The sequence below is a fragment of the Aeromonas sp. 602658 genome (assembly GCF_049173005.1).
Classification (GTDB): Bacteria; Pseudomonadota; Gammaproteobacteria; order Enterobacterales; family Aeromonadaceae; genus Aeromonas; species Aeromonas veronii_A.
Window position 1 is genome coordinate 1 of record NZ_JAAKRF010000015.1, and the last position, 22,875, is coordinate 22,875.

Genomic DNA, 22,875 nt, shown 5'->3' on the forward strand with positions numbered 1-22,875 from the left:
ACAAACAGGATTTTCAGTGGGTTAATAGCCAACTCTTGCTCCCTTAGGTACCACCACGATACCGCCTTCGGATACGGTAAATCGCTCTCTATCGTGGTCCAGATTTTCACCGATAACGGTGCCGGGCGCAATTTCAACGTTTTTATCAATGATGGCGCGCCGGATGGAGCAGCCTTCACCAATCTTCACATCCCCCAGCAGCACGGATTCACTGATATGGCTGCACGCGCCGATATTGCAGCGAAAACCAAGGATGGATCGCTGGATCTGGCTGCCCTGAATGAAGCAACCGGCGGAGATCAGCGAGTTGGCGATCTTCACCTTGCACTCGTCGCTGTCGATGAAGGTAGCAGGCGGCAGCGCCGGATAGTGGGTGTGCAGGGGCCACTTGCGGTTATAGAGGGAGAAGGGGGGATTGTCGGCCACCAGGTCCATGTGCGCTTGCCAATAAGAGTCGAGGGTGCCCACGTCCCGCCAGTAGACGTGCGGTTTCTCGCCGGGGATGACGTTGGTGCTGTAGTCATAGACATAGACGGGGGCGCGCGGGTAGAGGCTCGGGATCACATCCTTGCCAAAGTCGTGGCTGGAGTTCTCTTCGGCGGCATCCCGTTTCAACTCGCGGCAGAGGGCATCGGTCTCGAAGATGTAGTTGCCCATGGAGACCAGCGCCTGGGTCGGATCGCCGGGAATGTGCTTGGGCTGCTTCGGTTTTTCCTGAAAACCGATCATCCGCCCTTCGGTATCCACCTCGATCACCCCGAAGGCGCTCGCCTCTTCGATGGGCATGCGCAGGGCCGCGACAGTCATGGCGGCGTTCTTCTGCTTGTGGAAGGTGACCATCTGGCTCACATCCATCTTGTAGATGTGGTCGGAACCGAAGATGCAGACGTGATCCGGTTCGGCCCGCTCTATAAAGCCGAGGTTCTGGTAAATGGCGTCGGCGGTGCCGTCATACCAGCGTTTGCCCATCCGCATCTGGGCCGGGATGGGATCGATAAAGCGGTCGGTGATGCCGACGATATTCCAGCCCTTCTTCATGTGCAGGTAGAGGGACTGTGATTTGAATTGGGTCAGTACATAGATGCGCAGAAAGTCGGCGTTGACGAAGTTGTTGAGGACAAAGTCGATCAGCCGGTAGCTGCCACCAAAGGGGACGGAAGGCTTGCTGCGGGTAGTGGTCAGAGGCTGCAGGCGAGTACCTTCGCCACCAGCCAGGATCATGGTCAATATGCCTGCCATCGTATTTCTCTCCCTGAATTAACAACATGAAAAGGTTTTCAATGTTCGGTATAAAAACACCCCTAAAGGGGTGGTTTTAATCGTGCGCTTAATACCTTATCAGATGCCGGATGGCGCTCTCTAGCTGTTTTATTGTGCTGCTTACACTTATTTACATTTTGCTCAGATAGACCTTGAATTTGGCATCACTGCTGATCACTTCAGTCCGTTTGAAGTGTGTCTCCAGTATAGGCTGGTAGCGCAAGAAGGCGTTGGCAACAATGGTCAGCGAACCATTTGGCAGCAAAAATTCCGGCGCCTTGGCCAGGAACTGCTCGGTTGCCGCATAGAAGGTTTTGAGACCCGCATGGAATGGCGGGTTGGAGACGATGTGCTGGAAACGGGTGGATACATCCGAATAGACATCGGAAGCGGTGACCTTGCCCTGCAGACCGTTGATCGCCAGGGTGCGGCGGCTCGATTCGAGCGCCAGCGCGCTGATATCCACCATGTTGACCTGCAGATCCGGATTGCGCTTGGCCAGCACAGACCCAATCACTCCGGCGCCACAACCGAAATCGAGCAGCTCGCCCTTCAGCGGCGGCACGGCGGCCAGCAGCATCTGGGTGCCGAGGTCCAGCTCGGCGGCGCTGAAGACGCCGGGCAGCGCCAGCACGGTCAGCTCGGTATCACCCGCCTTGCACTGATAGCGGCCAAACCAGCTATCCAGATCGAACGGGGCGACCGGTTTGCAGAGCTCACCATGATAGAGGGAGCAGCGGCGGGCCGAATCGCGCTTGATCGGCTTTTCGCCATAGGGGGCCAGCAGCTTGTCGGCGCCATTGATGCCGCCGCGGTTTTCACCGGCGAGGAACAGGTCAGCACCCGCTTCGAGCAAGGGGGTCATCATGGCCAGCAGATATTGTGCCTCGGCCTTGGCCTTGGGCATCAGCAGCAACAGGGCATCGAAGCGGGGCGTTCCGCCTAGCTGGTGGTCGAACAGAATGGCCTCGCCGAGGGCCGCCTGCTGGCTGCGGTAGTAGCAGTAATCGGTGGTAAAGACGGTCAGGGTCTGGGCCAGGCTCGCCAGCTGGCGGGGGTAGTCATCCTCCAGCGCGCCGCAGACAAGTAGCCGCTTGCCGACAAAGAGGGCTTGGTTTCGTTCCAGCATCTGGCTGACGGCACTGATTGGGCTGCTCATCGGGTCTCTCCACGCAATTTTGGGCGGCCATTATACATAGCCCCTTTCGCCTTGACATTTATGCCGTGTTCCCGAAATATGCCCAGACACCATTTTTTGACCAGAGATGACGAAATGCGGTTCAACGGGTTGAAACGAAAGCACAAAAAAAGCCTGAAATTCGGGCCTGCCGACGTTCGCGCGTAACCTCTCATCCCTGAGAAGCTTCAAACCCCGGTTGCGCACATCGTACCGGGGTTTTTTATTGCCATATGCGCGTCATTTAGGAGAAGGAGATCCCATGTTTCAAGGTTCAATCGTTGCGTTGATCACCCCGTTTCGACAGGGAAAGCTGGATGAAGAGGCGCTGCTGCGTCTGGTGGAGTGGCATATCGAGCAGGGTACTCACGGCATTGTGCCGGTGGGTACCACGGGGGAAAGTCCGACCCTTACCCACGACGAGCATTGCAGAGTGGTGGAGCTGGTGGTCAAACAGGTCGCTGGCCGTATTCCGGTGATTGCCGGAGCGGGCTCCAACAATCCGGTCGAAGCCATCGAGTACACCCTCCATGCCGAGCGGGTGGGGGCTGATGCCACTCTGCATGTAGCCGGTTACTACAACCGTCCCAATCAGGAGGGGCTCTACCACCACTTCAAGGCGGTACACGATGCCTCCGCCAAGCCGATCATCGTCTACAACATCCCGCCGCGCGCCATCGTTGACGTGCAACCCGCGACCCTGGCCCGTCTGGCCGAGCTGCCGCGCATTGCCGGGGTGAAAGATGCCACCGGCGATCTGGCGCGCCCCTGGACCGAGCGCCAGCTGATCAAAAAGCCCTTCGCCTGGCTATCCGGTGAAGATGCCACGGCTGTGGCCTACAACATCGGCGGCGGCCAAGGCTGTATCTCGGTGACCGCCAACGTGGCCCCCAAGCTGGTAGCCGAGGTGCAGAACCTCACGCTGGCGGGCAAGTGGCAAGAAGCGCGTGAGCTGCAAGGCAAGCTCATTCCGCTCCATCAGGCGATGTTTGCCGAGCCGAGCCCGGCTGGTGCCAAATTTGCCGCTTCCCTGCTCGGTTTCTGCAGCGAGGAGTGCCGACTGCCGGTGATGCCGCTGTCGGAAGCGACCCGCGAGCGCATTCGCAGCGCCATGCAGCAGCTCAACCTGCTGTAATGCAAAACGGGTGAGCCAAGGCTCACCCGTTTTGTTTTCGGCTTTTGTTTCCGGTCTTTATTTCCGACCTTTAGTACCGGTATGGCCCCACTCAGGCTGCGTGATGCAGCCATGCAGCGATGGCCAGCTGCAACTCGACATACGCCGGATAGAGGAAGAGATCGGCCAGTTCGGCAGGCCACTCGTTTTGCTCGTCCGATTGGGCTTGCAGATGGGCGTGCAGGCTGGTCAGAGCTGGCAGCCAAGGTGCGGGTTGTGGCAGCGCGGCCGCACTGCGGGCGACCAGATCGATCCCCTGGCACAGGGCTGCGAGTGCCTGCTGTTGAATGCCTTTATCCTGAGGATGCTCCAGCCTGAGCTGCTCGTGATGCTGCCAGTGGCGCAGCCCCTCGCTTACCCCCGTTATGCCATCCATACCTTCATGTTCGACCAGCGCCTGCAGGGCCAGCGGTTTGCCAAGACCAGCCAGTCGATAGCCGCGCTGGGCCTTGGATTGGGCGCCAAGGCGCAGCCCGCCGATCCTGGCGAGGCGCCGGGCCAGTGCAAATAGCGCCGCGGTATCGCCGGATTTGAGCTCCAGTTCCAGTTCGTTGATGGTGGTGCTGCCCTGACTGCCGACTATCTCTCCCTGATCCCAGGCCAGCTCAATCTCGGCCCCCTCGAATGCAATTAGCCAGTGGCGGCGCAGGAAGTCGGTACGAAACTGGGCGACCAGCTGTTGCTGAATGTGGTCGCGCTCGCTCAGGGTCGGCCAAATCTCATCGGGAAAGGCCGAGAGGGTCGGCAGATCGCCGCTCACGGGGGTGTTGTACTCGGGTCTGGCGTGCAGGCCGCCCACCACCTGGCCGCGGCATTTGATGGTCTGTTCGGCGAAGGCATCGCAGCGGCGAATGCGTAGCCCCATATCCAGACGACGCAGGTCGAGGGTCGGCGTATCGAAATAGACGTTGCCGAGCTGCTGTTGTGACGATTCTTTAATCTCAAGAGAATTCAGCAGGTTGGATAACTCGGCTTGAATGTCGCGGGCGACAAAAAACTTTATCTCGATCTCAGTTTGCATAGTCATTCCGGGCTGGCAGGCAACTTTGGGGGGCAGGATTCGGGTCGCGGGGATATAATGCCCGCGAGACGACTAGATTAATTCGCGGTTTAATTGAGGGCGCAGTTCGGTTACCATGCGCGCCTCATAAAATCGTATCGAGTGTTTTTTCACCGACACAGGTTTGGCCATGCCAGTAAATACTATTTTGGGGCTTTTTGCCAAGTCCCCCATCAAGCCGCTGCAGAAGCATATCGTCAAGGTTCACCAGTGCTCCCAGCAGTTGGTTCCTTTCTTTGACGCCGTTGCCGAAGACCGTTGGGAAGATGCCGAGAAGATCCGGCAGCAGATCGCCCAACTGGAAAAAGAGGCAGATACCCTCAAGCGTGAAATCCGTCTGAAACTGCCTCGCGGCCTGTTCCTGCCGGTTGCACGTACCGACCTGCTGGAGCTGTTGACCCAGCAAGACAAGATTGCCAACCGTGCCAAGGATATCTCCGGCCGCATGCTTGGTCGTCGCATGGAGTTCCCCGCCGAAATGCGGACGGATTTCATGGCTTACCTCAAACGTTGTATTGATGCGACCGCTCAGGCCGAGAAAGCGATCGGGGAGCTCGACGAGCTGCTCGAGACCGGCTTCAAAGGACGGGAAGTGGAAATGGTTGCCGAGATGATCCACCAGCTGGATCTGATCGAGGACGATACAGACACCATGCAGATTGGACTGCGCCAACAGCTGCAAGCGGTTGAGCAGAACTACAATCCGATTGATGTGATGTTCCTTTACAAGATCCTCGAATGGGTAGGTGACCTGGCAGATCAGGCCGAGCGCGTAGGCGCCCGTCTGGAACTGATGCTGGCTCGTTCGTAATCGACTGACTGGGTAAACACTATTAATGGACATTATCGCGAATTACGGCACCACTCTGGTGCTCGTGGCGGCCTTGTTCGGCTTTTTGATGGCTTGGGGCATTGGCGCGAATGACGTGGCCAACGCCATGGGAACATCGGTCGGCACCAAATCCCTGACCATCCGTCAGGCGATCATCATTGCCATGATCTTCGAATTTGCCGGTGCCTATCTGGCCGGTGGCGAAGTGACGGCCACCATCCGTAACGGCATCATCGACAGCAACGCCTTTGCCGATACACCGGATCTGCTGGTGCTCGGCATGATCGCCTCCCTGCTGGCGGCAGGCGCCTGGTTGATCCTCGCCTCCTACTTCGGCTGGCCCGTATCCACCACTCACTCCATCATCGGCGCCATCGTCGGTTTTGCGGTGGTGAGCATTGGCCCGGAAGCGGTGCAGTGGAGCAAGTTTGGCGGCATCGTCGGCTCTTGGGTCATCACCCCGGCCATCTCAGGTGTCATCGCCTACTTCATGTTCATCAGCGTGCAGAAGCTTATCTTCAACACTGATGATCCCCTGAACAACGCCAAGCGCTATGTGCCGTTCTACATGTTCCTGACTGCGCTGGTGATCTGTCTGGTGACCATCAAGAAGGGGCTGACCCACGTCGGTCTGCACCTGAGCGATGGCGAGGGCATTCTGCTCTCCATCGCCATCTCCATCGCAGTGGCGTTTGCCGGCTGGATCTACATTCGCGGTCAGAAGTACAACCCGCAGGATGACAGCAAGATGCACTTCGCCAACGTGGAGAAGGTGTTCGGCATCCTGATGGTGATCACCGCCTGTGCCATGGCCTTTGCCCACGGCTCCAACGATGTGGCCAACGCCATTGGCCCGCTCTCTGCGGTGGCCTCTATCGTGGCTTCCGGTGGCGAGATTTCCAGTCAGGCAGCCATTGCCTGGTGGATCCTGCCCCTCGGCGGTATCGGTATCGTGATCGGTCTGGCGACCATGGGCGAGAAGGTGATGGCGACGGTCGGTACCGGCATCACTCACCTGACCCCGAGCCGTGGTTTTGCCGCCCAGCTGGCGACTGCCGCGACCGTAGTGATTGCCTCCGGTACCGGTCTGCCCATCTCCACCACCCAGACCCTCGTCGGTGCTGTGATGGGTGTCGGTCTGGCGCGCGGCATTGCGGCGCTGAACCTGGGGGTACTGCGCAACATCGTGGTCTCCTGGATCATCACCCTGCCTGCAGGTGCCATTCTGGCTATCGCCATCTTCTACGTGCTGCAGGCCTGCTTCTCCTAATCGAAGCGGCATTCTGCAAAAAGCCCGAGTCATCGACTCGGGCTTTTTTATTGTGCGCGGGAGCTGAGTGCTGCTCCCTTTGCATATCACCTTAGAGGCTGGCGCAGATCTGCCACAGATCGTACTGGATAGCGGCGGCGGTCACTTCCCGACCCGCCCCCGGCCCCTGGATCACCAGCGGGTTGGTGCGGTAGCTGTCGCTCTCGATGGCGAAGATGTTGTCGCACGGCAAGAGGTTCGCAAACGGGTGATGGGGCTCCAGCGCCTCCAGTCCGACCCGCGCCTTGCCGTCATGCTCGAAGCGGGCCACGTAGCGCAGTACCTTGCCGAGGCGCTTGGCCCCTTCGAAGGCGGTCTGGATCGGGCCATCCAGCTCTTTCAGTCTGTCCATGAACTGATCGGCGGTCACCTTGCGCAGCGTGACGGGCACCAGATTCTCCAGCTCGATATCGGCGGAGTCGAGCTCGAAGCCTGCTTCCCGCGCCAGAATAAGCAGCTTGCGCCGTACATCCTGACCGGAGAGATCCTCGCGGGGATCCGGCTCGGTCAGGCCGTGCTGCCATGCTTCGTCCACCAGCTCGGAGAAGGGGCGAGTGCCGTCATACTGCTGGAACAGCCAGGAGAGGGTGCCGGAGAAGATGCCGGAGACCCCCTGAATGCGGTCGCCGCTCTGGCGCAGCATCTGGATGCTGGACTGGATTGGCAGCCCGGCGCCCACGGTGGCGTTGTAGCGCCACTGCACCTGATGGTCACGGCAGGTCTGCTTGATGCGCTGGTAGAACTCGCTGTCGGCGGCACCGGCAAACTTGTTGGCGGCGATGATATGAATGCCGAGCTGGGCGAAGTCGGGGTAGTAGCGGCTCACCGTTTCGCTGGCGGTCATGTCCAGCGCAATCAGCGCATCGAAGCCGTGCTGCTCAAGCTGGGAGAGCAACTCCGGCCAGATCAGCGGCTTGGGATTGAAGTTGTCCTGTACCTTGAGGGGGTTGAGTCCCTCTTCATCCAGCAGGCCCCCTTCCGAGCTGAACACCCCGTAGAGGGTGAGCGCCAGATTGAGTTCATGTTCCAGCCGTGCCTTTTCGCGGGCATAGAGGCTCAGCCAGTGGCCGCCGATATTGCCCTTGCCGAACACCACCAGTCCAACCCGGGTCGGGCGGCTGAAGAGGGCGCTGTGGAGGGCGATGAGCAGCGGCTCCAGCACTACCTGACGCAGCACGGCCACCAGACTCAGGCCATCTCGGGCCACCTGTACGAACTCCAGTGGTTGATCTGCCAGCAGCTGATAGAAGCGGTGACACTGCTCCGCGTTGTCGGTGACACCGGCGCCGACCAGCGCTACCAGACTGTATCCCTCTTTCTGGATGAGGCCAGTGAAGCTCCCTTGCAGCTGGAAGTCGCGCAGCAGCTCGAAGGCGCCTTGTGCCACCTCGAGGGTGTAGGCGAGGCGCAGGATCCGGCGATCCGGCTGGCGCTGCAGGGTGAGCGGGTTGAGGCGGTGACGGGCCAGATGGGCCTCGATGGTGGCCACCGTCTGTTCATAGTTGGTCTGCGGCAGCACCTTCAGCTCGATGAGGGCGATCTGATCCACCGAGGAGACGATGCGGGCGCCGCCGGAGCGGGGGGCGCGGCGCAGGATATGGGTGCAGCCCTCATCCGGGTTGTAGCTGCAGCGCAAAGTGAGGCGCTGGCGGCTGTCGGCCACAGGTTGCAGGGTGCGCGAGTGCAATACCGAAGAGCCGAGACGGGCCAGCTCGTTCGCTTCGGCGAGGCTCAGGCGCTCCAGCAGGCGTGCCTCCTTCACCCGACGCGGGTCGGCACTGTAGACCCCGGCCACGTCACTCCAGATGGTGGTGGATTCGCCGTCCGCCAGCAGCGCCAACAGGCTGGCGCTGTAGTCGGATCCATTGCGACCGAGCAGCAGGGAGCGCCCCTCCATGTCGGCAGCGATAAAGCCGGTTACCACGATGCGACCGGCATGCTCCGCCAGTCGCGCCTTGAGCAGTTCGCTGGAGAGCGCAGTATCTACCTTGACCAGAGCGCCATCCTCGGCGCGCAGGAAACTGCGTGCATCGAGCCAGATAGCCTTGTCGCCGCGGCTGGTGAGCAGGGCTGCCAGCAGGCGCGCCGACCACACTTCGCCAAAGGCGAGCAGTCCGTTGCGGGCAAAGCGGTCAAACTGTCCCTCCAGCGTTTTGGCGATCAGCTGCATGTCGTCGGCCAGCTGCTTGCTCAGATCAAGCTGTAGCTCGCCCTCCAGCAGGCCGTCGATCAGGCTCTGCTGATAGGCCTGCAGGGCCGAGATGGCTTCACCGGCGGCTTCGTCCCCCGCTTCGGCCAGCTCCACCAGCTGGATTAGCCGGTTGGTGGTCTTGCCGGCGGCGGAGACCACGATCAGTTCATCCCCGCCCACCTGTTGTTCAACGATGCTGGCGACCCGGCGATAACAGACCGGATCCGCCAGACTGCTGCCACCGAATTTGTGGACGTGACGTCGCTTCAAGCCTGTTTCTGCTGCCACCGCGATCTCTCCTTGTTGCTGCTGTTCCATTACTTCGCTACCTGTTCTGCCTGCTGCGCCTGTGCAAAAGCCTGTGCCAGATCGGCCACCAGATCTTCACCGTGTTCAATACCGACCGACAACCGTAGCAGCTGGGCGCTGATGCCAGCTGCTTGCTGCGCCGCCGGGGTCATGGCCCTGTGGGTCATGCTGGCCGGATGGGCCACCAGACTCTCCACCCCGCCGAGGGACTCGGCTACCGAGAAGAGGGTGAGGGCCGCAAGGAAGGCGCGAATGCCCGCCTCGCTGCAATCGAGTTCAAAACTTAGCATGGCGCCAAAGCCGGACTGTTGACGGCGCGCAATATCGTGGCCCGGATGGCTCGGCAGGCTGGGGTGATAGATGCGTTTCACCAGCGGCTGCTGTTGCAGGAAGGCGAGGATGCGATCGGTGTTCTCCTGATGGGCGCGCAATCTGGGGGCCAGAGTACGCAGGCCGCGCAGGGTGAGGTAGGAGTCGAACGCCCCGGAGGTGAGTCCCAGACAGTTGGCCCACCACACCAGCGACTCGGCCAGTGCGGCCTCCTTGGCAATCGCCACTCCGCCCACCACGTCTGAGTGACCGTTGATGTACTTGGTGGTGGAGTGCACCACCACGTCGGCACCGAGGGCCAGCGGCTGTTGCAGCAGGGGGGAGAGGAAGGTGTTGTCCACCACTACCTGTGCACCCACCTCGTGGGCGGCGCTGGCAATGGCGCTGATATCCACCACCCGCAGCAGCGGGTTGGAGGGGGTCTCGACCCATACCAGTGCAGGCTTTTGCGCCAGTGCGGCGGCCAGAGCGGCCTCATCCCCCTGATCGACAAACTGCACCCGGTAGTGGCCCTTGGCCGCCAGATACTCGAACAGGCGCCAGGTGCCGCCGTAACAGTCGTGAGGGGCAATCAGCAGATCCCCAGCCTTGAGCAGTGCTGTGGTGACCAGATGGACGGCGCCCATGCCGGTGCCGGTGACCACGGCGCCAGCGCCCCCTTCCAGCGCCGCCAGCGCGTCCGCCAGATTGGTGCGGGTCGGATTGCCGGAGCGGGCATAATCGTATTGACGGGGCTCGCCAAAGTCGGCAAAGGTGTAGTTGCTGGAGAGGTAGATGGGGGGCACCACGGCACCGTGCTGTGTGTCTGTCTCAATCCCGGTGCGAACCGCCAGGGTAGCCTTGTGGGTCATATCACTCTCCTTGATGTCTCTTCACACGCCGGCATCTTGCTGCCACGCGCCATCCCGTCACTGCGGGCTCATGGACAACCACACTACGCCAGCTCAAAAAAGCCGTCAACACTTCCAGACGTCTAAATGGCTTTGCTGTTGGATTGCCATTAATTTCCTTAAGGGTTAAAATCCGCGCTCACGGCTAAATGAGAACAGGTGAGTCATGGGAACAGAGTGGAACGGCGACTACGTCAGCCCCTACGCGGAACACGGTAAGAAGAGCGAACAGGTCAAGAAGATTACCGTCTCGATCCCGCTCAAGGTGTTGAAAGTGTTGACCGATGAGCGCACCCGCCGTCAGGTGAACAACCTGCGTCATGCGACCAACAGCGAGCTGCTCTGTGAAGCCTTCCTGCACGCTTTCACCGGCCAGCCGCTCCCTTGCGACGAAGACTTGCGCAAGGATCAACCGGACAGTGTCCCGGCCGAAGCGCGCGCCATCATGGAAGCGCTGGGCAAAGAGATCGAAGATTTCGACAAGGAATAACCCCCAATGACGCGGCCCTGGCCGCGTCATTGCTATCTGCCATGTCCCGCTTCAGCCTGCGCCACTATCACCACCACGTCTGCAGCCATAGCCACGACTTTGCCCAGCTGGTGATCCCCCTCGACGGCCCCCTCGAGATCGAGGTGCAGGGCCGGGGGCGCAGGCTTGCCCCCGGTTCTGTCTGCGTCATCGCCCCCGGCGAGCGGCACTACTACGCCGCTGATCCTGCGCTTTCGTTTCTGGTGCAGGAGAGCGACTGGCTACCCGGCGATCTGGCGGCCTGCCCCTTTATCGAGCTGGATGAGCCCCAGCGCCACTACCTCGCTTTTCTGCACCGCATGGTGGCCGAAGGGCGGCAGGTGGCGGGCATGGAGCAGGTGTGGCTCTCCCTGCTGGCTGAAGGGCAGGGGATGCAGAGCGCTGTCATTCCACGCCTTGCCGCCCGCATCCTCAAGGTGCAACGCCATATCGATGCCAACCTCGCCGCCCCGCTGACCAATCAGCAACTCGCCGCCATCGCCTGCCTTGGCCAGAGCCAGTTCAAGCTAGCCTTTCGCCAGCAGTTGGGGGTGAGCGTCTCCCACTACATTCGCAGTCGGCGCATAGCTCTGGCGCGCACCCTGCTTGCCGGTACGCAACTGCCCGTTGGGGAGATTGCCAGCCGCTGCGGCTACCAGAATCAGGGGGCCTTCGGCGAGCGCTTCCTGGCCGAGAACGGGCTTACTCCGTCCCTCTGGCGCCAGCAAAACGGCCACCTGCCGCAACGAAACGGCTGATCGCCGAAGACGGGATGCTCTCTTTGGGCCATGCTGCGGGTCATGCAAGTGCACGATAAACAGGAGCCGAAATGGAGACGATTAGCTGGCAGGATTTCGAGATGGTGGAGCTCCGGGTGGGCACTCTGGTGCGGGTCGAGCCGTTCCCCGAGGCGCGCAAACCGGCCTACAAGGTGTGGGCGGATTTTGGCCCTGAACTGGGGATTCGCAAGAGCAGCGCCCAGATCACCGCTCTCTACCAGCCAGAGCAGCTGGTGGGCCGCCAGATCATCGCCGTAGTCAACTTCCCGAGCAAACAGATAGGGCCGTTTCAGTCGGAGTTTCTGCTGACCGGATTCTACCGGCAGGATGGCGCCGTGGTGATGGCTATTCCCGAGCGGGCGGTGGAGAACGGCGCCAGGCTGGGCTGAGTTCACACCCGAACAGAGACAAGAGAGGCGACCCCGGGGTCGCCTCTCTTTTTGCTTGTTGCTCGCCTTTACTTCAACAGGCTGAAGATCAGCGCCGATACCGCCAGCGAACCGGTCAGCAGGATAAAGCCGTTGGTCCAGCCGTGACGGAAGCGGGCCAGCGCCTCCACCTTGTAGATGGCAATCACCGGCATGATAAACAGGATCATGGCGATGACCGGGCCGGAGAGGGTTTCCATCAGCCCCAGAATGCCCGGGTTGATGACGGCGGCCCCCCAGATAGAGAAGAACATCAGGGCGATGCCCAGCTTGTCCGCCTTGGCCAGCGGCAGGCCGGTAGGCTTGGCGATCAGGCTTTTCAGGCTTTCACGGGCACCGAGGAAGTGGCCGAGGAAGGAGGAGCTGATGGCGATAAAGGCGATGAGTGGCCCCAGAGTCACGATCACCGGGTTGTCGGTGATGTTGGCGAGATAGGAGAGCACAGAGACGTTCTGGGCCTTGGCTTCAGCCAGCTGGGCTGGCGAGAGGCTCAGCACGCAGGAGAAGACGAAGAACAGCACGAAGCCCACCAGCATTACTGTGGTGTTGCGCAGGATCAGGCCGCTCTTGGCTTCTGCCTGCTCGCCATATTCACGACGCTGCACGTTGGCAAAGCCGGAGATGGCGGCGGCGTGGCTGAAGGCGAACACGGTCACTGGCAGCGCCAGCCAGACGGTGTTGAGGAAGCTGACTCCTTCAAACGCGGTCACTTCCGGCCATTGCCACTGAGGGATCAGGTAGCAGGAGAGGGCCGCAAGAATGGCCGCCAGCGGATAGACCATAAAGGCGAAGGCGCGCAGCATCGCTTTCTCCCCCGCCAGCATCACGGCGATCATGGCAAATACCAGCAGGCCGGAGAGCATCACCCGATCCGGGGTCGCCATGCCGAGCTGGTTGACCATAAAGCTCTCCACCGTGTTGGTCAGCCCGACCCCGTAGATGAGCAGGATCGGGAAGATGGAGAGGAAGTAGAGCGCAGAGATAAGGCGGCCGGCCATTTTGCCGAAGTGCTCCTCCGCCACTTCGGTGAAGTCGGCGTGGGGGCGTGACGAGGAGAGCACGAAGCGCGCCAGCCCGCGGTGGGCGAGGAAGGTCATGGGGCCTGCCAGTACCGCGACGATAACGAGGGGCCAGATCCCGCCCAGACCCAGATTGATAGGCAGGAACAGGATGCCGGCGCCAACGGCGGTGCCAAACAGGCTGATAACCCAGTGGGTGTCGTGACGGCGCCAGCGGGTGATGCTGGCCGTGGTGGAGCAGGAACCGGATAGCTCCTTGGTAGCCTCTACAGATAAACTCATTACTAATTCACTTTTTGTTAGTGTTTTAATCTGAGTTAATTGTGGTTTATCGGGATTTAATTCTCAAAAAGCGAGACTGAAACATATCACTGCCATTGCGGGGTTTAGCCAGCGAGATTGGGAATGGAATCTGGACCGCAGAATGAAACAAAACTGATATTGGTGATTTTTGTGAAATATAAAACCAAAATTTGATCTACTGCCATTTTTTTATTTTGGCTAATCAGGCGTTTTCAGAATTACGTGAAAAATCGCACCATTTCTCGCCGACCGATTGTGATGTTTCACTATCATTTTGCCGCTTTGCCAGCGTATCACGCTGTTCAAGAGCACCTTGACCAGCGGATCACACCGGCCATCACCCGGGGCAACTTCCCTGAAAAAGCAGGCGGCCATCGGGCCGCCTGCTTGTCTGCTGTGATGACATCGCTATCCGCCTAGTGGGCCAGAATGTTGCCCCAGGCGAGATCCGGATCCCCCATCACGATAAAGTCAGGGTTCTCCAGCGACTCGGTTTCGTTGTAACTGAGTGGCTGCAACGCCAGGCTGAGGATACGGCCACCGGCTGCCTCGACGATGCACTGGGCGGCGGCGGTGTCCCACTCGCCGGTGGGGCCTAGTCGCACGTAGCAATCGGCCGCTCCTTCCGCCACCAGACAGGATTTGAGGGAGCTGGAGCCGAGCGGGATCAGCTCGTAGTTGATGGCCGGGTTGAGACGGCGGGTGAGGTTTTCCAGCTTCTGGCGGCGGCTGATGGCTACTACCAGCGAGTCGGGCTGGTCATGCTCGTGATGCATGGCGCTGATGGGCAGTACCTCGCCATTCACCTCCTTGAAGGCGCCGTAGCCGCGCACCGCCCAGTAGAGCACATTGGACTCGGGAGCATAGATGACCCCGAGCACCGGCACATTGTCCCGCACCAGGGCGATCAGGGTGGCGAAATCGCCGCTACCCGCGATAAATTCGCCGGTGCCGTCGAGGGGATCCACCAGCCAGTACTGCCGCCAGTTGGATCGCTGGCTGAAGGGGATGTCGGCCGCCTCTTCGGTCAGTACCGGCACATGGGGGGTGAGCGCCGAGAGCGCCTGTTTGAGGTAGGCATCGGCAGCAAGATCGGCACTGGTGACCGGGGTCGCATCCTCCTTCAGCTGACGCTCGAACTGACCGCCATGATAGATGTCGTGAAGGATCCTTCCGGCTTCGCGGGCAATCTCCTTGACCCCCGGCACCCAGGCCAACAACTCCTGCATCTCGTTATCCTCTGTCTGTTAACTGCCCGTCTGCGGGCTACTCTGCCTGCTCCGCCAGCCACTTCTGGGCCAAGAGCAGGGCACTGATGCTGCGCGACTCGGTGAAGTCGGGCCGTGCCAGCAATTCGTCGATCCGGTTTAGCGGCCAGGGGATTACCTCCAGCGGTTCGGGTTCGTCGCCGATCCGCTGCTCGGGGAAGAGATCCCGGGCCAGCAGGATGTCCATCCTGCTGGAGAAGTAACCGGGCGCCAGCGACACCTGTTTGAGCAGGGTCAGGCTGTTGGCGCCAAAGCCCGCCTCTTCCATCAATTCCCGGTTTCCCGCCTCGAAGGCATCTTCGCCTGGGTCGATCAGCCCTTTGGGAAAGCCCAGCTCGTAGGAGTGGGTGCCCGCGGCATACTCGCGCACCAGCAGCAGGGTGTGGGCATCGAACAGCGGCACCACCATGACGGCGCCACGATTGCCGCCGCGCATCCGCTCGTAGACCCGCTCTTCGCCGTTGGAGAACTTGAGGTGGAGGGACTCTACTCTGAACAGCCGACTCTCGGCCACGATATCGGCCTTGAGGATCTCCGGTTTGCTCTTGGGATGATCCAGTTGGTCGGCAGAGATGTGCTCGGGTTTGCTCTTGTGGGGGTCGCTCATCGGACGCTGGCAGCTCGTTAAAAAATCGTGCTTCAAGAGTAAACGACTCTCACACCGAACACCACGGGCCAGGGATGGCAAAGGGGGAGGAAAAATCCGCTATACTGCCGCTCCATTTCTTTCGCGACACCGAGATCAAGAGACCCGATGCCACACTCCCGCGCTACCACCTTGCCCTGGCACCAGATAGATACCGTCTTGCTCGATATGGATGGCACCCTGATCGATCTGCATTTTGACAACCACCTCTGGCAGCAGCTGGTGCCGGAGCGTTACGCCGAGCGGCTCGGTCTGCCGCTGGATGAAGCCAAAGCGCAGATCGACGTCCACTATCAGGCGGTCAACGGCACCCTCAACTGGTACTGCGTGGATTACTGGAGCGAGACCCTGGGGCTCGATATTCGCGCCCTCAAGCAGGAGCTGCTGGCGAAGATCCAGTGGCGACCCCATGCCATCCCCTTTCTGGCCGAGTTGCGTGCCGCGGGCAAGCAGCTGGTGCTTTTCACCAACGCCCACCCCGCCAGTCTGTCGGTGAAGGATGCGCAGTTGGGGCTGAGCGAGCATCTGGATCTGATGGTGAGTACCCATGAGCTGGGCTGGTCGAAGGAGAGCCAGCATTGCTGGCAGGCGCTGGCACAGCGGCTGGTGTTCGATCCGGCCCGCACCCTGTTTGTGGATGACAGCGAGCGGATCCTGCGGGCCGCCGCCGACTATGGCATCGGCTATCAGCTGGCGATCCAGAATCCGGACAGCTGCAAGCCGGAGCAGAACATCACCGCTTTTCCGGCGATCCGCGATTATGCGGAGTTGCTGCCGCTGGCAATCTGAATTTGCTGAAACGAGAGAGGGCTGCATCATGCAGCCCTCTTTCTTTGATTTGAATTTTGGTTATCTGACGCCTGATGGCGAAAAATCACAGCTCCCGAAACGGGCGCCGTTTCTCTTCCTCGATGACGATCGCCTCCAGATTGGCGATCCGCTCCTGTAGCTCTCTTATGATCATATCCTGCTTGCCGAGGCGATCGGTGATGCGGGCATCCCCCATCTGGTAGCGAGCCCGTTTGCCGAGATATCCGAACAATATGCTGATAAATACGATCAGGACTATGCCTGTCCACATGGTCATGTCACGACTCCTTGTCGTCTATAAACGGCGAAAACGCTGATGGATCCGTTCTGTTTTCTCATAGCCGCCAATTGGCCGCAATGGGCCCCGTTTCGCCTTTGTGATGCAGTTGGCTATTGCTGCCAGAGAGGGCGGCCAAGCCACCACCTTGCTTACCCGGGTGGCTATTGCTGCCAGAGGGGGCGGCCAAGCCAGAGGGCCCACAGGGTGAGGTGCAGCAGCACGATAAACCAGAAGACCAGCCGGTAGCTGCGCTTCTGGGTCTTGTGACGCAACCACTGGCGGGCCACCAGTGCGCCCGGCCAGCCGCCGCACAGCTCCAGCAGATGGAGCCTCGATTCGGGAATGCGCCACTCGCCGCGCACTGCCTGCCGCTTGTCCCAGGCGTAGGCGGCCACCGTGAGCAGGCTCATGGTGAGCAACACGGCCAGCGGCCACCACTGCTGCTCGCCGAGGCCGAGCCAGAGGGCTGCGCCCAGTGGCAGCAGTGCCAGCGCCATCACTGGGCCAGCTCCCAGCAGCGCTCCTCGTCCTGCTTGAGGGTGCGGATCACCCTGGCCGGATTGCCCACCGCCACCGAGTCGGCCGGGATGTCGCGGGTGACCACGGCGCCGGCGCCAATGATGGAGCGCGGCCCTATGGTGACGCCGGGGCAGATGATGGCGCCGCCGCCAATCCAGCAGTCGTCACCGATCCGCACTGGCTTGTTGTAGGCAGTCCAGTTGCGTCGTTCCAGATAGTTCATGGTGTGGGTGGCGGTGTAGATCTGCACGTTGGGGGCCAGCAGCACATGGCTGCCGATGTGCACTTCGCCCACGTCGAGAATGGTGACGTTGAAGTTGAAGAAGGTCTTCTCGCCGATATGGATGTTGCGGCCAAACTCGCAGGTAAATGGCGTGCTGATCCAGCAGGAGTCGGGGCAGTGGCCGAACAGCTCGCGGCAGATCTGCTGGCGCAGAGGGGCATCGCCCGCCGATGAACTGTTGAGTTTGGCCAGCAGCGCCTGACCGCGGATCCGGTCGTTCGCTATCTCCTCGCTCTGGTCATCCAGCGCCCCGCCTGCCAGTACCTTGTCCCAGTCGCTCGCCATTGCTACCTCCTCATGCTGCAAGAGCAGGCAGTATACGTGACTGTCAGGGGCGCCGTCAGTCTGTCACTTGTTGCAGGTGATCCCCGTCAACCTGTGGGCCAGACGAGGGGCAGGATCAGCAGGGCCGAGACGAAGTAGGGGAGCAATACCCGCAGCCCGAGACTGCGCCCGCCGATGCCGAGGGCCAGCAGCCCCTTCACCAGCGAGTTGACCAGACCGGCCAGCAGGATGCCGCGGGCCGCCACCTCCAGCGCCAGCTCCTTGTGGGAAAGCTGGGAGAGCGACAGCGTGATGGCGTCCACATCGGTGATCCCCGACACCAGCGACAGCAGATAGACCCCGGAGTTGCCCACCTTGTCTTGCAGCAGCGTTGCCATAAAGCCGATCAGCGCCAGCAGCAGGCCGAACTTGATGGCGGTGGACAGATCGAGCGGGTTGCTGGTTTCCGGCTGTACCGGGCCGTCAGTTAGCTCCTCGCGCTGGCGCCAGAACCAGAAGGCAAAGCCGTAGACTGTGGTGGCCAGCAGCAACAGGGGGGCGATGAGGCGCATCGCCAGTTCGCTGTGAATGAGCAGCACCAGCACCAGCAGCCGCAGCCACATGGTGGCCCCTGCCAGCAGGATGCCGGTGGCCAGCAGTCGCTCCAGCCCGCCCTGCTCCTTGTTGAGACGGGCGAACTGCAGGGTAAGGGCGGTGGAGGAGGCCAATCCCGCCAGTATGCTGGTGAGCACCAGCCCGGCGCGGGTGCCGAGCAGACGTACTGCGAAGTGGCCACAAAACGAGATGCCGGCGATCACCACCACCATCAGCCAGATTTTGAAGGGATTGAAAGCATCGAGGGGCCCCATCTCCTCGTTGGGCAGCACAGGCAGCAGCACCAGCGAGATGAGCAAAAAGCGCAGGGTAGCGTGGAATTCGGTTTCGCTGAGAAACAGCATCCCCTGCTGGATCTGTCCCTTCAAGCCCATCAACAGGGCGGCCAGCACAGCGCAGGCCACCGCCTCGCTCGGGCTCAGCAGTACCGACATCAGCCCCAGTAGATAGGTGAGCAGCATGGCTACCGAGCTGGTGAGACCGAACTCCCCCTGCCAGCGTTGGGCCAGCCAGACCGAGAGGCCGCAGCCGATCACCACCGCCAGCAGGCCGAGCAGTGGCAGCCAGGGGCCCAGAGTCGGCAGCAGCAAACCGCAGACCCCGCCAAGCAGGCCGATAAGGCCGTAGGTACGCATCCCGGCGATGCGCTGGTTATCCCCCAGCTGGCGCACCTGCCAGCCCCGCTCCAGTCCGATAATCAGGCCGATGGCCAGCGAGACCAGGGCACCGTTGACCGGTTCTGCATTGATCCACATAACGACTTCCTTTTCGTCATCTGCCTGCCTTGTTCCCATGATGGCACAGCGCTTGAGGTCACAGAGGGGCATGGCTCACAGAGTCTGCGTCCAGCTCCCGGTGCGGGTGGCTGAGTTGATATGAGCAAAAGAGATAAGCAAAGAGTTATTTCTTTCTTCTGGGCATAACAACTCCACGGCATGCTGTTCTCAACCCAACAAGATATGGAGAATCACCATGAAACTGCGAATGACCGCCCTGACCCTACTCTCTCTGCTGGCATTTGGTCAGGCCAATGCCGCCGAGATCCGCCTGCTCAACGTCTCTTACGATCCGACCCGCGAGCTGTTTCAGGAGTACAATGCCGCCTTTGCCAAGGAGTGGAAGGCCAAAACCGGCGACGACGTGGTGGTGAGCCAGTCTCACGGTGGCTCCGGCAAGCAGGCCCGCGCTGTGGTGGATGGACTGGAGGCCGACGTGGTATCGCTGGCGCTGGCCTACGATGTCAACGCCATCGCCAAGGAGGGGCTGACCGCTGCCGACTGGCAGAGTCGCCTCGGCAACAACGCCTCGCCCTATACCTCCACCATTGTCTTCCTGGTGCGCAAGGGCAATCCCAAGCAGATCAAGGATTGGGATGATCTGGTGCGCAAGGATGTCGCCATCGTGACTCCCAACCCCAAGACCTCTGGCGGGGCACGCTGGAACTATCTGGCCGCCTGGGGCTATGCCCTGAAGAAGAGCGGCAGTGAAGAGGGGGCCAAGCAGTTTGTCGGCGATCTCTTCAAGAACGTGAAGGTGCTGGACTCAGGCGCCCGCGGTGCCACCACCAGCTTTACCGAGCGCGGTCTCGGTGACGTGCTGCTGGCGTGGGAGAACGAAGCCCTGCTGGTGATTGGTCAGGCGGGGGCCAGCGACAAGTTCGAGCTGGTGGTGCCTTCGGTCTCCATTCTGGCGGAGCCGCCGGTCGCGGTAGTGGACAAGGTGGCCAAGAAGCACGGTACCGAAGCGGTGGCCAAGGCCTATCTCGATTATCTCTACTCTGACGAGGGGCAACATATCGTCGCCAAACATCACTATCGCCCCAGCAACCCGGCGATCCTGAAGGAGACGGCAGCCCAGTTCCCGCAGCTTGCCTTCTTTACCGTCAAGGATCTGGAAGGGGATTGGGAGAAAGCCCAGAAGAAACACTTCGCCCAGGGCGGTCTGTTTGACCAGATCTATCAGCCGGGTCGTTGATAGCTTCGTTATCCATCACTGAACTGGCCACTGTGCCAGCCGATAGGAGCACCAAGATGAACAAGATCCTCCTGGTTCCCGGTCTGCACAACAGTGGGCCGGATCACTGGCAGAGCCGCTGGCACGATCATTTTCCCCAATGGCAGCGGATGACCGGGCTACCTTGGGACAAGCCGGACCTCAGGGTCTGGAGTGCCAAACTGGCGAGCAAGCTGAAACGTCGCCGCAGCCGGGTCCATCTGGTGGCCCACTCTTTCGGCGCCCTGACCGCCATCGCGGCGGCCCGCTTGCAGCCGGAGAAGGTGGCCTCGATCTTTCTGGTGGCGCCCGCCGATCCCGCCCGTTTTGGCATTGCGGATGAGGTCTTGGCCGGGCCGCTGCAGGTGTCGGCCCAGCTGGTGGCCAGCCGCAACGATCCCTGGATGAGCTTTGAACGGGCCGAATACTGGAGTCGTCAGTGGCAGGTGCCGCTGTTCGATGCCGGTGAGGCGGGCCATATCAATGCCCAGTCCGGTCATGGGGATTGGCATCAGGGGCTGCATTTGCTGGGGGCTCTCTACCGCCGTGGTGAGCTGGTAGTGGCACCGGTCAAGGCCGCATCGCCCCGGCCGGTCGTATTGGGCTTTCGCTAGGTATCTGTGAAGTGGTTGGAGGGTTGGCGATCGCGCTGTTCGCTGGCTACTCCATGCCCCCGTTCTTTGAATGCTCCGCTCCGTATTGCTCCATTTTTTAGGTCTTTTATTTATATAAAAGACCTTTTTTTATTTGGAGTGCGCCAAGAGCCTTGTGACTCTGCGGTTAGACAAAAAAGTGATTAGCAAAGTCGCAATTGATGTTTGTTGCCGATGAGGGGAGTGCGCAGAATCACCATATCGAAAATTCTTCATAACAGATGGATGTGTTATGCGATTTGGTTCTTATTCTGTCCTGCCCGGTTTTGGCCCCACCTTGGGGTTCAGCCTGCTCTATCTGGGCCTGCTGGTGCTGTTGCCGCTCTCGGCCCTGGTACTGTTTGCGATCAACAACCTGACCGCCGCCGAGTTCTGGCAGGTGATCGGTTCACCCCGGGTGCTCGCCTCTTTTCGCCTGAGCTTCGGTGCGGCCTTTGTCGCGGCGCTGCTCAACAGCCTATTTGGCCTGATCCTGGCCTGGATCCTGGTGCGCTACACCTTCCCCGGTCGTCGACTGGTGGATGCGTTGATCGACCTGCCATTTGCCATGCCGACCGCCGTTTCCGGCATCGCCCTGTGCGCCATCTTCGCCCCCAACGGCTGGATCGGCCAGTTGCTGGCGCCGCTCGGCATCCAGCTCGCCTACAACCCCATCGGCGTCGTTATCGCACTCACCTTTATCGGATTGCCGTTTGTGGTGCGCACCCTGCAGCCGGTGCTGCGGGAGGCTGAAACCGAGCAAGAGGAGGCCGCCGCCAGCCTCGGCGCCGATCGCTGGCAGACCTTTATCCGGGTGCTCTGGCCGACCCTGATCCCGGCCCTGCTCACCGGCTTTGCGCTGGCGTTTGCCCGCGGGGTGGGGGAGTACGGCTCCGTCATCTTTATCGCCGGCAACCTGCCCATGGTCTCGGAAATCGCGCCGCTGATGATCATGAGCCACCTGGAGGAGTATGACTACGCCGGTGCCTCTGCCATTGCCGTGGTGATGCTGCTGATCTCATTCATTTTGTTACTGCTAATCAATAAGTTGCAGGCCTGGAGCTGGTCTCGCATCGGAGGGAGCCGGATATGAGTTCATCTGCTATCGCCATTGAGGCGGCCTCTGTGGAGGCGACCCCCGCTCGCAAGGCGCCGGTCGTGATCCGTGAACCCCAGTGGGTCAAGTGGCTGCTCATCACCGTTGGTTTGGGCTGGTTTGCCGCCCTGTTGCTGCTGCCGTTGGCCACCGTCTTTATTCAGGCGTTAACGCCGGGGCTGGCTTTTTTCTGGCACGCCATCAGCGAGCCGGATGCCCTGAGCGCCCTCGGTCTCACCGCACTGGTGACCCTCTGCGCCGTCCCACTCAATCTGCTGTTCGGGATCGCGGCGGCTTGGGCCATCGCCCGTTTCCGCTTCCCCGGTCGGCAGCTGCTCATCACCATCATCGATCTGCCCTTCTCGGTGTCGCCGGTGATCGCCGGTCTGATGCTGGTGTTGATGTTCGGCAGCCGCGGCTGGTTCGGTGACTGGCTGAGCGAACACGACATCAAGATCATCTTCGCCACCCCGGGGATCATCTTGGCCACCACCTTCATTACCGTGCCCTTCGTGGTGCGCGAGCTGCTGCCCCAGATGGAGGCGCGCGGCCCGGAAGAGGAAGAGGCGGCCATCATGCTGGGGGCGAGCGGCCTGCAGATGTTCTGGCGCGTCACCCTGCCCGGCATTCGCTGGAGCCTGATGTACGGCCTGCTGCTCTGTACCGCCCGTGCGGTCGGGGAGTTTGGCGCCGTGTCGGTGGTTTCCGGTCATATTCGCGGCCAGACCAATACCCTGCCGCTGCATATCGAGATCCTCTACAACGAGTACCAGACCGGCGCCGCCTTTGCGGTGGCAAGCCTCTTGGCTCTGTTCGGGATCTTCACCCTGCTGGGGGAAACCCTGTTGGCCCGGCTGCGTGCCCAGCCCACCAAATCTCACTGAATCACCGTTTTAAAGAG

Annotated in this window: 23 protein-coding genes; 11 read left to right on the plus strand and 12 right to left on the minus strand. The window is 60.9% G+C overall.

The window, feature by feature from the left end; translation table 11 throughout:
- Positions 1-21: 21 nt before the first annotated feature.
- Both glgC and rsmC read right to left on the minus strand, forming a co-directional pair.
- A complete protein-coding gene (gene glgC, locus G5253_RS12205) occupies positions 22-1,239 on the minus strand; it encodes a glucose-1-phosphate adenylyltransferase (protein ID WP_005340236.1) in 1,218 nt (405 codons plus the stop codon).
- A gap of 151 nt (positions 1,240-1,390) precedes the next feature.
- Entirely contained in the window at positions 1,391-2,419 is a 1,029-nt protein-coding gene (gene rsmC / locus G5253_RS12210; RefSeq protein ID WP_266135295.1) for a 16S rRNA (guanine(1207)-N(2))-methyltransferase RsmC, read from the minus strand.
- Positions 2,420-2,699: 280 nt separating this feature from the next.
- Between rsmC and dapA the strand changes: the two genes are divergently transcribed.
- Positions 2,700-3,572, plus strand: a complete 873-nt coding sequence (gene dapA / locus G5253_RS12215; protein ID WP_266135296.1) for a 4-hydroxy-tetrahydrodipicolinate synthase — start codon at positions 2,700-2,702, stop codon at positions 3,570-3,572.
- A gap of 91 nt (positions 3,573-3,663) precedes the next feature.
- On the opposite strand, the gene G5253_RS12220 is transcribed toward dapA, so the two are convergent.
- Entirely contained in the window at positions 3,664-4,632 is a 969-nt protein-coding gene (locus G5253_RS12220; protein WP_266135297.1) for an inorganic triphosphatase, read from the minus strand.
- Positions 4,633-4,801: 169 nt separating this feature from the next.
- Here G5253_RS12220 and G5253_RS12225 point away from each other — a divergent pair, with 169 nt between their 5' ends.
- Together G5253_RS12225 and G5253_RS12230 are read left to right on the plus strand one after the other, a co-directional pair.
- Positions 4,802-5,482: a TIGR00153 family protein gene (locus G5253_RS12225; protein WP_100654622.1), complete on the plus strand. Its 681-nt coding sequence runs from the start codon at positions 4,802-4,804 to the stop codon at positions 5,480-5,482.
- 25 nt (positions 5,483-5,507) lie between these two features.
- Positions 5,508-6,773, plus strand: a complete 1,266-nt coding sequence (locus G5253_RS12230) for an inorganic phosphate transporter (protein ID WP_042053268.1) — start codon at positions 5,508-5,510, stop codon at positions 6,771-6,773.
- A 91-nt stretch (positions 6,774-6,864) separates the two neighbouring features.
- On the opposite strand, the gene G5253_RS12235 is transcribed toward G5253_RS12230, so the two are convergent.
- Positions 6,865-9,321, minus strand: a complete 2,457-nt coding sequence (locus tag G5253_RS12235; protein WP_265061607.1) for a bifunctional aspartate kinase/homoserine dehydrogenase II — start codon at positions 9,319-9,321, stop codon at positions 6,865-6,867.
- Positions 9,321-10,493 (minus strand): cystathionine gamma-synthase, encoded by a 1,173-nt coding sequence (metB, locus tag G5253_RS12240; protein ID WP_266135298.1) that lies wholly within the window; start codon positions 10,491-10,493, stop codon positions 9,321-9,323. Before metB ends, G5253_RS12235 begins: the two co-directional genes overlap by 1 nt.
- Before the next feature lie 205 nt (positions 10,494-10,698).
- Here metB and metJ point away from each other — a divergent pair, with 205 nt between their 5' ends.
- From metJ to G5253_RS12255, 3 genes are all read left to right on the plus strand, one after another.
- Entirely contained in the window at positions 10,699-11,022 is a 324-nt protein-coding gene (gene metJ, locus G5253_RS12245; RefSeq protein ID WP_005340251.1) for a met regulon transcriptional regulator MetJ, read from the plus strand.
- A gap of 41 nt (positions 11,023-11,063) precedes the next feature.
- Entirely contained in the window at positions 11,064-11,798 is a 735-nt protein-coding gene (locus G5253_RS12250) for an AraC family transcriptional regulator (protein ID WP_266135299.1), read from the plus strand.
- A gap of 71 nt (positions 11,799-11,869) precedes the next feature.
- Entirely contained in the window at positions 11,870-12,208 is a 339-nt protein-coding gene (locus tag G5253_RS12255; protein WP_266135300.1) for a tRNA-binding protein, read from the plus strand.
- A gap of 68 nt (positions 12,209-12,276) precedes the next feature.
- On the opposite strand, the gene G5253_RS12260 is transcribed toward G5253_RS12255, so the two are convergent.
- The 3 genes from G5253_RS12260 to nudE form a co-directional block, all read right to left on the minus strand.
- Positions 12,277-13,548 carry an aromatic amino acid transport family protein gene (locus G5253_RS12260; RefSeq protein ID WP_266135301.1) on the minus strand — a complete coding sequence of 424 codons (1,272 nt, stop codon included), beginning with the start codon at positions 13,546-13,548 and terminating at the stop codon, positions 12,277-12,279.
- A 437-nt stretch (positions 13,549-13,985) separates the two neighbouring features.
- Entirely contained in the window at positions 13,986-14,798 is an 813-nt protein-coding gene (cysQ, locus tag G5253_RS12265; RefSeq protein ID WP_005357849.1) for a 3'(2'),5'-bisphosphate nucleotidase CysQ, read from the minus strand.
- Between the two features lie 37 nt (positions 14,799-14,835).
- Positions 14,836-15,444, minus strand: coding sequence for an ADP compounds hydrolase NudE (gene nudE / locus G5253_RS12270; protein WP_168769989.1), 609 nt, complete (start codon positions 15,442-15,444; stop codon positions 14,836-14,838).
- Between the two features lie 147 nt (positions 15,445-15,591).
- Between nudE and yrfG the strand changes: the two genes are divergently transcribed.
- Positions 15,592-16,272 carry a GMP/IMP nucleotidase gene (gene yrfG, locus G5253_RS12275; protein WP_266135302.1) on the plus strand — a complete coding sequence of 227 codons (681 nt, stop codon included), beginning with the start codon at positions 15,592-15,594 and terminating at the stop codon, positions 16,270-16,272.
- Between the two features lie 85 nt (positions 16,273-16,357).
- On the opposite strand, the gene G5253_RS12280 is transcribed toward yrfG, so the two are convergent.
- From G5253_RS12280 to G5253_RS12295, 4 genes are all read right to left on the minus strand, one after another.
- Positions 16,358-16,570 carry a hypothetical protein gene (locus G5253_RS12280; protein WP_245148109.1) on the minus strand — a complete coding sequence of 71 codons (213 nt, stop codon included), beginning with the start codon at positions 16,568-16,570 and terminating at the stop codon, positions 16,358-16,360.
- A gap of 164 nt (positions 16,571-16,734) precedes the next feature.
- Positions 16,735-17,073: a DUF1294 domain-containing protein gene (locus G5253_RS12285; RefSeq protein WP_139442953.1), complete on the minus strand. Its 339-nt coding sequence runs from the start codon at positions 17,071-17,073 to the stop codon at positions 16,735-16,737.
- Positions 17,070-17,660 carry a sugar O-acetyltransferase gene (locus G5253_RS12290; RefSeq protein WP_245148108.1) on the minus strand — a complete coding sequence of 197 codons (591 nt, stop codon included), beginning with the start codon at positions 17,658-17,660 and terminating at the stop codon, positions 17,070-17,072. Before G5253_RS12290 ends, G5253_RS12285 begins: the two co-directional genes overlap by 4 nt.
- 86 nt (positions 17,661-17,746) lie before the next feature.
- Positions 17,747-19,009 carry an MgtC/SapB family protein gene (locus G5253_RS12295; RefSeq protein WP_245148107.1) on the minus strand — a complete coding sequence of 421 codons (1,263 nt, stop codon included), beginning with the start codon at positions 19,007-19,009 and terminating at the stop codon, positions 17,747-17,749.
- A 217-nt stretch (positions 19,010-19,226) separates the two neighbouring features.
- Here G5253_RS12295 and G5253_RS12300 point away from each other — a divergent pair, with 217 nt between their 5' ends.
- The 4 genes from G5253_RS12300 to cysW all read left to right on the plus strand — a co-directional run bounded on the left by G5253_RS12300 (position 19,227) and on the right by cysW (position 22,858).
- Complete coding sequence (locus G5253_RS12300) at positions 19,227-20,228, plus strand: sulfate ABC transporter substrate-binding protein (RefSeq protein WP_266135303.1); 1,002 nt, start codon at positions 19,227-19,229, stop codon at positions 20,226-20,228.
- 56 nt (positions 20,229-20,284) lie between these two features.
- The gene (locus tag G5253_RS12305) at positions 20,285-20,860 is read left to right on the plus strand and encodes an RBBP9/YdeN family alpha/beta hydrolase (RefSeq protein ID WP_266135304.1); all 576 of its coding nucleotides are present in this window, start codon (positions 20,285-20,287) and stop codon (positions 20,858-20,860) included.
- A gap of 271 nt (positions 20,861-21,131) precedes the next feature.
- Positions 21,132-21,971, plus strand: a complete 840-nt coding sequence (cysT, locus tag G5253_RS12310; RefSeq protein ID WP_064337394.1) for a sulfate ABC transporter permease subunit CysT — start codon at positions 21,132-21,134, stop codon at positions 21,969-21,971.
- The gene (cysW, locus tag G5253_RS12315; RefSeq protein WP_005343065.1) at positions 21,968-22,858 is read left to right on the plus strand and encodes a sulfate ABC transporter permease subunit CysW; all 891 of its coding nucleotides are present in this window, start codon (positions 21,968-21,970) and stop codon (positions 22,856-22,858) included. Before cysT ends, cysW begins: the two co-directional genes overlap by 4 nt.
- The last annotated feature ends 17 nt before the right edge of the window (positions 22,859-22,875 follow it).

Bases quoted from the DNA above. Each gene is read 5' to 3' on its own strand.
- glgC (WP_005340236.1), bottom strand. From the start codon at position 1,239: ATGGCAGGCATATTGACCATGATCCTGGCTGGTGGCGAAGGTACTCGC.
- rsmC (WP_266135295.1), bottom strand. From the start codon at position 2,419: ATGAGCAGCCCAATCAGTGCCGTCAGCCAGATGCTGGAACGAAACCAA.
- dapA (WP_266135296.1), top strand. From the start codon at position 2,700: ATGTTTCAAGGTTCAATCGTTGCGTTGATCACCCCGTTTCGACAGGGA.
- G5253_RS12220 (WP_266135297.1), bottom strand. From the start codon at position 4,632: ATGCAAACTGAGATCGAGATAAAGTTTTTTGTCGCCCGCGACATTCAA.
- G5253_RS12225 (WP_100654622.1), top strand. From the start codon at position 4,802: ATGCCAGTAAATACTATTTTGGGGCTTTTTGCCAAGTCCCCCATCAAG.
- G5253_RS12230 (WP_042053268.1), top strand. From the start codon at position 5,508: ATGGACATTATCGCGAATTACGGCACCACTCTGGTGCTCGTGGCGGCC.
- G5253_RS12235 (WP_265061607.1), bottom strand. From the start codon at position 9,321: ATGGAACAGCAGCAACAAGGAGAGATCGCGGTGGCAGCAGAAACAGGC.
- metB (WP_266135298.1), bottom strand. From the start codon at position 10,493: ATGACCCACAAGGCTACCCTGGCGGTTCGCACCGGGATTGAGACAGAC.
- metJ (WP_005340251.1), top strand. From the start codon at position 10,699: ATGGGAACAGAGTGGAACGGCGACTACGTCAGCCCCTACGCGGAACAC.
- G5253_RS12250 (WP_266135299.1), top strand. From the start codon at position 11,064: ATGTCCCGCTTCAGCCTGCGCCACTATCACCACCACGTCTGCAGCCAT.
- G5253_RS12255 (WP_266135300.1), top strand. From the start codon at position 11,870: ATGGAGACGATTAGCTGGCAGGATTTCGAGATGGTGGAGCTCCGGGTG.
- G5253_RS12260 (WP_266135301.1), bottom strand. From the start codon at position 13,548: ATGAGTTTATCTGTAGAGGCTACCAAGGAGCTATCCGGTTCCTGCTCC.
- cysQ (WP_005357849.1), bottom strand. From the start codon at position 14,798: ATGCAGGAGTTGTTGGCCTGGGTGCCGGGGGTCAAGGAGATTGCCCGC.
- nudE (WP_168769989.1), bottom strand. From the start codon at position 15,444: ATGAGCGACCCCCACAAGAGCAAACCCGAGCACATCTCTGCCGACCAA.
- yrfG (WP_266135302.1), top strand. From the start codon at position 15,592: ATGCCACACTCCCGCGCTACCACCTTGCCCTGGCACCAGATAGATACC.
- G5253_RS12280 (WP_245148109.1), bottom strand. From the start codon at position 16,570: ATGACCATGTGGACAGGCATAGTCCTGATCGTATTTATCAGCATATTG.
- G5253_RS12290 (WP_245148108.1), bottom strand. From the start codon at position 17,660: ATGGCGAGCGACTGGGACAAGGTACTGGCAGGCGGGGCGCTGGATGAC.
- G5253_RS12295 (WP_245148107.1), bottom strand. From the start codon at position 19,009: ATGTGGATCAATGCAGAACCGGTCAACGGTGCCCTGGTCTCGCTGGCC.
- G5253_RS12300 (WP_266135303.1), top strand. From the start codon at position 19,227: ATGAAACTGCGAATGACCGCCCTGACCCTACTCTCTCTGCTGGCATTT.
- G5253_RS12305 (WP_266135304.1), top strand. From the start codon at position 20,285: ATGAACAAGATCCTCCTGGTTCCCGGTCTGCACAACAGTGGGCCGGAT.
- cysT (WP_064337394.1), top strand. From the start codon at position 21,132: ATGCGATTTGGTTCTTATTCTGTCCTGCCCGGTTTTGGCCCCACCTTG.
- cysW (WP_005343065.1), top strand. From the start codon at position 21,968: ATGAGTTCATCTGCTATCGCCATTGAGGCGGCCTCTGTGGAGGCGACC.